General features: G+C 66.1%; 7 protein-coding genes. 6 read left to right on the top strand and 1 reads right to left on the bottom strand.

What is annotated here, in order from left to right; all coding sequences use genetic code 11:
• The 5 genes from VGC18_RS12650 to VGC18_RS12630 form a co-directional block, all read left to right on the top strand.
• Positions 1-915: extracellular solute-binding protein (locus VGC18_RS12650; protein WP_331097915.1), on the top strand; the 915-nt coding region annotated here is incomplete at its 5' end.
• A gap of 138 nt (positions 916-1053) precedes the next feature.
• Positions 1054-2055, top strand: coding sequence for a sugar ABC transporter permease (locus VGC18_RS12645; protein ID WP_331097913.1), 1002 nt, complete (start codon positions 1054-1056; stop codon positions 2053-2055).
• A gap of 10 nt (positions 2056-2065) precedes the next feature.
• Positions 2066-2887, top strand: coding sequence for a carbohydrate ABC transporter permease (locus VGC18_RS12640; RefSeq protein WP_331097911.1), 822 nt, complete (start codon positions 2066-2068; stop codon positions 2885-2887).
• Positions 2884-4326 (top strand): GH1 family beta-glucosidase, encoded by a 1443-nt coding sequence (locus VGC18_RS12635; RefSeq protein WP_331097909.1) that lies wholly within the window; start codon positions 2884-2886, stop codon positions 4324-4326. Before VGC18_RS12640 ends, VGC18_RS12635 begins: the two co-directional genes overlap by 4 nt.
• A gap of 19 nt (positions 4327-4345) precedes the next feature.
• Complete coding sequence (locus VGC18_RS12630; RefSeq protein ID WP_331097906.1) at positions 4346-5371, top strand: LacI family DNA-binding transcriptional regulator; 1026 nt, start codon at positions 4346-4348, stop codon at positions 5369-5371.
• Here VGC18_RS12630 and VGC18_RS12625 read toward each other — a convergent pair.
• On the bottom strand, positions 5368-6870 hold the full coding sequence (locus VGC18_RS12625) for an aminopeptidase P family protein (protein WP_331097904.1): 1503 nt from the start codon (positions 6868-6870) through the stop codon (positions 5368-5370). The genes VGC18_RS12630 and VGC18_RS12625 overlap by 4 nt on opposite strands.
• A gap of 154 nt (positions 6871-7024) precedes the next feature.
• On the opposite strand from VGC18_RS12625, the gene VGC18_RS12620 reads away from it, so the two are divergent.
• The coding region (locus tag VGC18_RS12620; RefSeq protein WP_331097902.1) for a helix-turn-helix domain-containing protein at positions 7025-7426 on the top strand (402 nt) is incomplete at its 3' end.

The raw sequence follows: 7426 nt of genomic DNA, 5'->3' as shown, positions 1-7426 counted from the left end.
GTCGCCACCGCGCTGTCGACCGGTGGTGAGGAAGGCAAGACCGTCACCTCCGTTCCGCTGTACGGACTCGCCTACGGCCTGTACTACAACAAGAAGATGTTCTCCGACGCGGGTCTGACCGCTCCCACCACCTGGGAGGAGATGGTCACCGACGCGCAGAAGCTCACGAACCCGAGTGCCGGCGTCTACGGCATGGGCCTCGAGGCGGGCAGCTACACCGAGAACGTGCACTTCGCGTTCATCACGGCGGAGCAGAACGGCGCGTCCCTGTTCAAGGGAACGAAGCCGGACTTCACCTCCTCAGGCGCCGTTGACGGTGTCAAGCGGTACGTGGACCTGATGCAGACCGACAAGGTCGTCAACCCGTCCAACGCCCAGTACACCAACGGCACCGAGGCGAGCGCCGACTTCGCCAAGGGCAAGGTCGCGATGATCGTCAACCAGGACAACGCGGACGCGCTGCTCGAGTCCAACGGAATGGCGGCGAGCGACTACGGAGTCGTTCCGATCCCGACCGTCCAGGGCGGCGAGAAGGTCGCCAGCGGAATCCAGGGCATCAACATCTCCGTGTTCAAGAACACGAAGCACAAGGATGCCGCGCTCAAGTTCGTCAAGTTCATGACGAGTGAGGCGACCCAGAGCGTCCTCGGCAAGCCGTACGCGTCGATCCCCGTGCTGAAGGGCGTCACCCCGACCTTCACGACCGATGCCACCATCGCCAAGACGTTCTCGGACATCTACAACAACATGTCCAAGCCGTACCCGCTGGTCCCGCTCGAGGGCGCGTTCGAGACGAACGTCGGAAACGCCCTGAACGGTCTCTTCGCGACGGTCGCAACAGGCGGTTCGGTGTCGTCGGCGGATGTCAAGGCTGCGCTTCAGACCGCAGAAGACAAGACGAACGCCGCAGGCTAGTAGTCGAGCAGAGGGGGCGCCTGGCGTGACGCCGGCGCCCCCTCCACTCCCGTGACACCGGTTCTGGCAGGCTTCTCCTGAGATCTCCGCAGAAGCCTGCCAGGCTTCTCCTGTAGCAATGAAAGGATCCGTGACCTCATGGCGGTTACCACGGAACATCCAACGCTCGCGGGCCCTCCCGCGAATACGGTTCCAACCCCCGCGTCCGGCGGGAAAAGCGGGAAGAAACGACGGCTGCCCGGATGGTGGCTGCCGTTCGTGCTCATCGGCCCCGCGGTACTACTCGAACTTCTCATCCATGTCATTCCAATGGTGGTCGGCATCTGGATGAGCTTCATCAAGCTGACCCAGCTGTACATCGCCAACTGGGCGGCCGCACCGTTCGTCGGCTTCGGCAACTACAGCGTGTCCCTCGACTTCAGCAGTGCACAGGGGAAGGCACTGCTCCAGTCCTTCATCACCACCTGCATCTTCACGATCTTCGTCGTCGGGATATCCTGGGTCCTCGGCATGGCCGCGGCGGTCGCACTGCAGCGGTCGTTCTGGGGCCGCGGCTTCCTGCGCACGCTGTTCCTGATCCCCTACGCCGTCCCGATGTACGCGGGCATCATCGCCTGGAAGTTCATGTTCCAGCAGCAGACGGGTGCCATCAACTACGTGCTGACGAGCCTGCATCTGGTCGGCGCGGACAACAAGCCGTTCTGGCTCATCGGCTCCAACGCGCTGATCTCCGTCATCGTCGTCGCCATCTGGCGCATGTGGCCGTTCGCGTTCCTCATGCTCATGGCCGGACTGCAGAGCGTCTCGGAGGACCTCTACGAGGCATCCGCCCTGGACGGTGCCAAGCCGTTCCGGCAGTGGCGGAGCATCACCCTACCCGAGCTCGGGCAGGTCAACCGGGTGCTGTTGCTGGTGATGTTCCTCTGGACCTTCAACGACTTCAACACCCCGTTCATCCTGTTCGGCGGGAATGAACCTCCATCGGGAGACCTGATCTCGATCCACATCTACAACACCTCGTTCGTCAACCTCAACTTCGGGTTCGGCTCGGCCATGTCGGTGCTGCTCCTGCTGTTCCTGTTGCTCGTGACAGGCATCTATCTCATCATCGGCAACCGGAGGTCGAAGGACAATGCGTGAATCAACTGGAATGAAGACGTTCCGCCTCATCACGGTTGTGGTGCTCGGCGTCTTCGTGATCGTTCCGCTCTACATCATGATCACCTCGTCCATGAAGCCGCTCGTCGACGTTCAGGGGCAGTTCACCTGGTGGCCGACCCACTTCACGATCCAGCCGTTCCTCGACATCTGGAAGACGGTCCCGCTCGGCACCTACTTCGTCAACAGCCTCATCGTCTCCGCCATTGCGAGCATCCTCAGCGTCATCGTGGCGATCTTCGCCTCGTATGCCGTCTCGCGCTGGCAGTTCAGGGGGCGCAACGTCTTCACGACCACCATCCTGTCGACGCAGATGTTCCCCGGCGTGCTGTTCCTGCTCCCGCTCTATCTGATCTTCATCAACATCAATCAGACGTTCGGGATCCAGCTGGTCGGCACCAGGGTCGGCCTGATCATCACCTACCTCACCTTCACCCTCCCGTTCTCGGTCTGGATGCTGTCCGGCTACTTCGACAACATCCCGCGCGAGCTGGACGAGGCGGCGAAGGTCGATGGCGCCTCGGCGATGACCACGCTGTTCCGTGTTGTGCTCCCCGTCGCCCGACCGGGTGTCATCGCGGTCCTGGTCTACAGCTTCATGACGGCATGGGGTGAAGTGCTCTTCGCCTCGGTGCTGACGACGGAGAGCAGCAGAACACTCGCCGTCGGCCTGGGCGAGTACTCTACAGAGGTCAATGTGTACTGGAACCAGATCATGGCCGCCTCGCTCGTGGTGAGCATCCCGGTCGTCGTCGGGTTCCTCCTCCTGCAGCGCAACTTCGTCGCAGGCCTCAGCGCGGGAGCCGTCAAGTGAGTCAGACACGATGGCCGGACGGCTTCCTCTGGGGCGCCGCGACCGCGGCCGCCCAGGTCGAGGGCGCCGCGCACGAGGACGGCAAGGAGGACTCGATCTGGGATCACTTCGCCCGGATCCCCGACGCCGTCCAGAACGGGGACACCCCGGAGGTCGCGGTGGACCACTACCACCGGATGCCCGCCGACGTCGCCCTGATGAAGGACCTCGGGCTCGACGCCTATCGGTTCTCCACCAGCTGGGCGCGGATCAAGCCCGGTGACCGCGAGGTGAATCAGGCGGGGCTCGACTTCTACAGTCGCCTGGTCGACGAGCTGCTGGCCGCCGGCATCCTCCCCTGGCTCACGCTGTACCACTGGGACCTGCCGCAGACGCTGGAGGAGAAGGGCGGGTGGGCCAATCGCGACACGGCGTACCGCTTCCTCGACTACTCGCAGGTGGTCTACGACGCGCTGAGCGACCGGGTGCGTCACTGGACGACCTTCAACGAGCAGGTCTGTTCCTCGCTCATCGGCTATGCCGCGGGCGATCACGCCCCCGGCAGGCAGGAGCCCGCGGCCGCCCTGGCGGCGCTGCACCACCTGCACCTCGGCCACGGCCTCGTGGTGCAGTCGTTGCGTGCGCAGAGCGAGGCGAAGAACGAGCCGATACAGCTCGGGGTGACACTCAACCTCACCAACGCGATCCCGAACGACCCGAACGATCCTGTCGATATCGAGGCGGCCCGCCGCGTCGATGCCCTGTGGAATCGTGCCTTCCTCGACCCGGTGCTGCGCGGCGAATACCCGGCCGACCTGCTCCAGGACGTGGGGCATCTCGGGCTGTCCGAGGTCATCCAGGACGGGGATCTCGCGATCATCGGCCAGCCGATCGACTTCCTCGGGGTCAATCACTATCACGACGACAGCATCAGCGGGCATCCGTCGACCGCGCAGGACGAGCGGGAGTTCAAGCCGACCGATCGTCCGACGAGCACCTGGCTCATCGGCAGCGAGTACGTCACGTTCCCGCTGCGCGGCCTCCCTCGCACGGCGATGGGCTGGGAGGTCAATCCCACCGGCCTGCGGACGCTGCTCGTGCGGCTCGGGCAGGAGTATCCGAGCCTGCCGGCGCTCTACGTCACGGAGAACGGTGCGGCCTACGAGGACGTCGTCTCCGAGGACGGGGCGGTGCACGATGCCGAGCGCGCCTCCTATCTCGTCGATCACATCGATGCCGTTCATCAGGCGATCGATGCGGGCGCGGATGTCCGTGGCTATTTCGTCTGGTCCCTACTCGACAACTTCGAATGGGCCTGGGGATACGGGAAGCGCTTCGGGATCGTGCGGGTGGACTACGACAGCCAGGAGCGGATCATCAAGGACAGTGGTCACTTCTATTCGCGCATCCTCGCCTCGGCACACGCCGCGGCAGATGTGCGGGTGACCGCCGCTCAGTGACAGTGACGAAGGACGAGGGATGACGTCCGAAGTCAGCGAGAGCACGCCGACACCGACTCTCGAAATGGTCGCCGCGCGGGCGGGGGTTTCCCGAGCCACCGCCTCGCGCGTCGTCAACGGGTCGCCGAAGGTGACGCCGGAGGTCGCCGAGGCGGTCAGGGCCGCCATCGACGCCTTGAACTATGTCCCGAACCGGGCGGCGCGCTCGCTCGCGAGCAGGCGGACCCAGATGATCGCGCTGGTCATCCCCGAGTCGACGGCCATGGTGTTCGCCGACCCGTTCTTCGCCTCGATCGTCCAGGGCATCGCGATGTATCTCGCGGAGACCGAGTACACCCTCAACATGCTGATCGCGGTCGAGTCCAAGCCGGACAAGACCAGGCAGTACCTCATCAGCGGCAACGTCGACGGCGCGCTCATCGTCTCGCACCACAGCGGCGACCACTCCTACGCCCATCTCGAGAAGTCGCTGCCCGTCGTCTTCGCCGGCCGGCCGCTCCTCCCGGATGCCCAGGGCGGCAGTTACTTCGTCGGGGTCGACGACATCGCCGGCGAGCGCATCGCGGTCGAACATCTCATCGGTCGTGGCCGGCGCAGCGTCGCCGCGATCGCCGGGCCCCAGGACATGCCTCCGGGCGTCGACCGGCTCGAGGGCTGGCGCCGAGCGGTCCAGGATCGCGGGCTGGACGAGACGCTCGTCGAGTTCGGCGACTTCACTCCGGCGTCCGGGGCGGATGCGATGCGCAGGCTGCTCGATCGCGGCATCCCGATCGACGCGGTGGTCGTGGCCAACGACCAGATGGCCATGGGCGCGTACACCACCCTCCGGGAGCGCGGTCTGAGGATCCCGGAGGACGTCGCCGTCGTCGGCTTCGACGACAACTACTTCGGGCTGACTGCGAGCCCGCCGCTGACCACGGTGCATCAGCCGTCGGTGGAACTCGGCAGGGCGATGGCGGAGGTGCTCGTCAAGATCATCGAGGGCCATCCCGTCGATCAGGTGACGATCCTGCCGACGGAGCTCGTCGTGCGGGAGTCGTCCTAGTCGGAGACCGCCGCCCCGGCCAGCCAGGCCTCGACGTCGTCCGCGGTCCGCGGGATCCCGATGGACAGGTTCTCCGCGCCGGACTCGGTGACGAGGATGTTGTCCTCGATCCGCACGCCGATGCCGCGGAGCCGCTCGGGGACCGTCAGATCGTCCGGCTGGAAGTACAGGCCGGGCTCGATCGTGAAGACCATTCCCGGTTCGAGGAGGCCGTCCAGGTAGAGCTCGCGACGCGCCTGGGCGCAGTCGTGCACATCCAGCCCCAGATGGTGGCTGGTCCCGTGCACCATGTATCGACGATGGAACTGGTTCTCCGGCTTGATCGACTCCTCCGCGCTCACCGGCAGCAGACCCCACTCCGCCGTCCTGCGGGCGATGACCTCCATGGCCGCCGCGTGGATCTCCCGGAAGCGGATGCCGGGGCGCACGATCGCGAAGGCGGCGTCGGCCGCCTCGCGGACGGCGTCGTAGACGAGCCGCTGGGTCTCGCTGAAGACGCCGCCGGCGGGAAACGTCCGCGTGATGTCTGCCGTGTAGAGGCTGTCGAGCTCCACTCCGGCATCCATCAGGATCAGGTCGCCCGGGAGCACGGGGCCGTCGTTGCGGGTCCAGTGGAGAACGCAGGCGTGCCGACCGGCGGCGGCGATGGTGTCGTAGCCGACGGCGTACCCCTCTGCCCTCGCCCGCCGGTTGAAGGTTCCCTCCACGAGGCGTTCGCCACGCCGATGGGCGACGATCGCCGGGAGGTCGGCGATCACGTCGTCGAAACCCCGCTTCGTGGCGGCGATGGCCCGGCGCATCTGATCGATCTCGTAGGCGTCCTTGACCAGCCGTAGCTCGGAGAGGTCGCGGGCGAGGGTGGTGTCGGCATCCGTGCCCCGTGACTCCGCCTCCAGCTGTCCGGAGTCCGCGGCGAGCAGCCGGCGACCGTCCACCCGATCGGTCAGGTCGCGATCGGCGTCCCGCACGATGACGGTGCCGGCGCCGACCCGTTCGAGGACCTCGTCCAGGTCGGACAGGTCCGCCGTCTCCAGGCCGAGGTCGCCGGCGACCTGGGCGAGGGAGGGGCGGGGCCCGGTCCAGAACTCGCCGATCTCCGGGTTGGAGTAGAACTCGTCGGAGTCCCGGCCCGCCGCCTTGCGGAAGTACAGGGTCGCCTCGTGGCCGGTCGTCGTCGGCTCGAGGACCAGGACGCTTCCCGCGACGGCGTCCGCACCCCATCCGGTCAGATGGGAGAAGGCGGAGTGCGCCCGGTAGGCGTAGTCGGTGTCGTTGGAGCGCACCTTGGCCGAGCCGGCCGGGATGATCAGCCGCTTGCCCGGATGCATCGCGGAGATCCGTGCGCGCCGTGCGGCGGCGAAGGCGGCCTGCTCGCGCGGTCCCGGCGCCTCCTCGACACGCTCGGCCCAATTGCTCGAGATGTAGTCGGTGAAGGTGGTGGAGAGCGGGACGGTCGAGCGGTTGCTGGTCGCGCGGGGGGCGGTTTTCTTGTCAGCCATGGCTCCATTCTCTCGCTGCCGGCGAGGAGCGCCCAAAAACTGGACTGAACCGTCTCGTCTTGGTCCCTTTACCACTTATGGTGGGTCAGGTCTGGTGGTACCGTCGATTTCGCCTTCACCCCACCCGGAAGGGTCGTCGGCAGATTGGTCTTCCATGTCCACCGTCGCTCCCGCGCGCACCGCCACCGTCGCGGACACGCGCGCCCGCATCGTCAACGCCAGTTACGAGCTGTTCGCCAGACGCAGCATCCGCGATGTCGCCATGGACGAGGTGATCGCCGCCTCGGGCGTGGCCAAGGCCACGGTCTACCGGCACTTCCCCACGAAGGACGACCTGGTGCTCGCCTTCCTTCAGCACAGGGAAGAGGTCTGGACCATCGGAACGTTGCAGGCGGGGGTGCGCGAGCGGGCGGCGGATGCGGAGGGCCGGCTGCTCGCGATCTTCGACGTCTTCGACGAGTGGTTCCACCGGGAGGACTTCGAGGCCTGCACCTTCGTCAACGTGCTGCTGGAGATGGGAGCCGATCATCCTCTCGGCCGGGCCAGCACGAGTCAC

The organism is Lacisediminihabitans sp., from assembly GCF_036404185.1.
In the GTDB taxonomy this organism is placed as follows: domain Bacteria; phylum Actinomycetota; class Actinomycetes; order Actinomycetales; family Microbacteriaceae; genus Lacisediminihabitans.
The sequence above is the reverse complement of the archived record's forward strand: the minus strand, read 5'-3'. Positions and strand labels throughout refer to the sequence as shown.